The following is a 3,046-nucleotide window of genomic DNA, read 5'->3' on the forward strand; positions in this document are numbered from 1 at the left end:
TAGGAACAGAAATCAATTGAGATTCCGTCAGTAGCGGCGAGCGAACGCGGATTAGCCCTTAAGCTTGTGAATGGTTAGAAGAACGGTCTGGGAAGGCCGGCCATAGTGGGTGATAGCCCCGTATTCGAAAACCTGATCAAGTGAAAACGAGTAGGTCGGAGCACGTGAAACTTTGACTGAACATGGGGGGACCATCCTCCAAGGCTAAATACTCCTGGCTGACCGATAGTGAACCAGTACCGTGAGGGAAAGGCGAAAAGAACCCCGGAGAGGGGAGTGAAATAGAACCTGAAACCGTGTACGTACAAGCAGTCGGAGCCCACTTGTTGGGTGACGGCGTACCTTTTGTATAATGGGTCAGCGACTTAATTTCAGTAGCGAGGTTAACCGTTTAGGGGAGCCGTAGGGAAACCGAGTCTTAATAGGGCGTTTAGTTGCTGGGATTAGACCCGAAACCGGGCGATCTATCCATGGGCAGGTTGAAGGTGCGGTAACACGCACTGGAGGACCGAACCGACTACCGTTGAAAAGTTAGCGGATGACCTGTGGATCGGAGTGAAAGGCTAATCAAGCTCGGAGATAGCTGGTTCTCCCCGAAAGCTATTTAGGTAGCGCCTCGGACGAATACCACTGGGGGTAGAGCACTGTTTCGGCTAGGGGGTCATCCCGACTTACCAAACCGATGCAAACTCCGAATACCAGTGAGTACTATCCGGGAGACACACGGCGGGTGCTAACGTCCGTCGTGGAGAGGGAAACAACCCAGACCGCCAGCTAAGGTCCCCAAATTCCAGTTAAGTGGGAAACGATGTGGGAAGGCTCAGACAGCTAGGAGGTTGGCTTAGAAGCAGCCACCCTTTAAAGAAAGCGTAATAGCTCACTAGTCGAGTCGGCCTGCGCGGAAGATGTAACGGGGCTAAAACTGGATACCGAAGCTGCGGCAGTGACTTTGTCACTGGGTAGGGGAGCGTTGTGTAAGCCTGTGAAGGTGTGTTGAGAAGCATGCTGGAGGTATCACAAGTGCGAATGCTGACGTGAGTAACGATAATGGGGGTGAAAAACCTCCACGCCGAAAGACCAAGGTTTCCTGCGCAACGCTAATCGGCGCAGGGTGAGTCGGCCCCTAAGGCGAGGCAGAAATGCGTAGCTGATGGGAAACAGGTTAATATTCCTGTACTTCTTATAACTGCGATGGAGAGACGGAGAAGGCTATGCCTACCGGGCGTTGGTTGTCCCGGGGAAAGGCTGTAGGCTGAGAACTTAGGCAAATCCGGGTTCTTAAGGCTGAGAGTCGAGACCACTGGTCCTTTGTGACCGGGAAGTGGTTGATGCCATGCTTCCAGGAAAATCTTCTAAGCTTCAGGTTATAAGGAACCGTACCCCAAACCGACACAGGTGGTTGGGATGAGTATTCTAAGGCGCTTGAGAGAACTCGGGTGAAGGAACTAGGCAAAATTGTACCGTAACTTCGGGAGAAGGTACGCCGCTGACGGTGATGGGATTTACTCCCTAAGCTATTGGCGGTCGCAGTGAAAAGGCCCCTGCAACTGTTTATTAAAAACACAGCACTCTGCAAACGCGTAAGCGGACGTATAGGGTGTGACGCCTGCCCGGTGCCGGAAGGTTAATTGATGGGGTTAGCTTCGGCGAAGCTCTTGATCGAAGCCCCGGTAAACGGCGGCCGTAACTATAACGGTCCTAAGGTAGCGAAATTCCTTGTCGGGTAAGTTCCGACCTGCACGAATGGCGTAATGATGGGGGCGCTGTCTCCACCCGAGACTCAGTGAAATCGAAATCGCAGTGAAGATGCTGTGTACCCGCGGCTAGACGGAAAGACCCCGTGAACCTTTACTACAGCTTCACAGTGGACTTTGAGCCTGCTTGTGTAGGATAGCTGGGAGACTTTGAAGCAGTGACGCCAGTCATTGTGGAGTCGTCCTTGAAATACCAGCCTGGCATGTTTGAGGTTCTAACCCAGGCCCGTTATCCGGGTCGGGGACATTGTGTGGTGGGTAGTTTGACTGGGGCGGTCTCCTCCCAAAGAGTAACGGAGGAGCACAAAGGTACCCTCAGCACGGTCGGACATCGTGCAACGAGCGTAAAGGTAGAAGGGTGCTTGACTGCGAGACCTACAAGTCGAGCAGGTGCGAAAGCAGGTCTTAGTGATCCGGTGGTTCTGTATGGAAGGGCCATCGCTCAACGGATAAAAGGTACTCCGGGGATAACAGGCTGATACCGCCCAAGAGTTCATATCGACGGCGGTGTTTGGCACCTCGATGTCGGCTCATCTCATCCTGGGGCTGAAGCCGGTCCCAAGGGTATGGCTGTTCGCCATTTAAAGAGGTACGCGAGCTGGGTTTAGAACGTCGTGAGACAGTTCGGTCCCTATCTGCCGTGGGCGTTGGAGATTTGAGAGGAGCTGCTCCTAGTACGAGAGGACCGGAGTGGACGAACCTCTGGTGTTCCGGTTGTCACGCCAGTGGCATTGCCGGGTAGCTAAGTTCGGACGGGATAACCGCTGAAAGCATCTAAGCGGGAAGCCTCCCTCAAGATGAGATCTCCCTGGGAACTTGATTCCCCTGAAGGGCCGTTGAAGACCACAACGTTGATAGGCTGGGTGTGGAAGCGTTGTAAGGCGTGAAGCTAACCAGTACTAATTGCCCGTGAGGCTTGACTATATAACACCAAAGCAGTCCCGAGACTCCATCGAGTCAGGACAGCTTAAAGACAGTGTGTCAGAAGTCAGTTGGCTCCAGGCCACAGGACAGCGTAAAGACAGTGTGTCAGAAGTCAGCTTGCTAACAGTGAATAGCAAACTTCTCATTCCCAATTTGGCTTTGCCGGTGAGCAGTGTAGTACACCGGTAAGGCAACTTATTTGGTCCTCCTGAGACTTCAGGAAAACCAAACCAGTTTGCCTGACGACAATAGAGTGTTGGAACCACCTGATCCCATGCCGAACTCAGAAGTGAAACGACACATCGCCGATGGTAGTGTGGGGCTTCCCCATGTGAGAGTAGGTCATCGTCAGGCTCTTAAATAGAAAA

Annotated in this window: 2 rRNA genes; both read left to right on the top strand. The window is 52.8% G+C overall.

What is annotated here, in order from left to right:
* A 23S ribosomal RNA gene (locus Y5S_RS18980) occupies positions 1-2,678 on the top strand; the annotation flags it as partial.
* A 238-nt stretch (positions 2,679-2,916) separates the two neighbouring features.
* Positions 2,917-3,032 (top strand): 5S ribosomal RNA (gene rrf, locus Y5S_RS18985).
* The last annotated feature ends 14 nt before the right edge of the window (positions 3,033-3,046 follow it).

Source organism: Alcanivorax nanhaiticus (genome assembly GCF_000756665.1).
GTDB lineage: Bacteria > Pseudomonadota > Gammaproteobacteria > Pseudomonadales > Alcanivoracaceae > Alcanivorax > Alcanivorax nanhaiticus.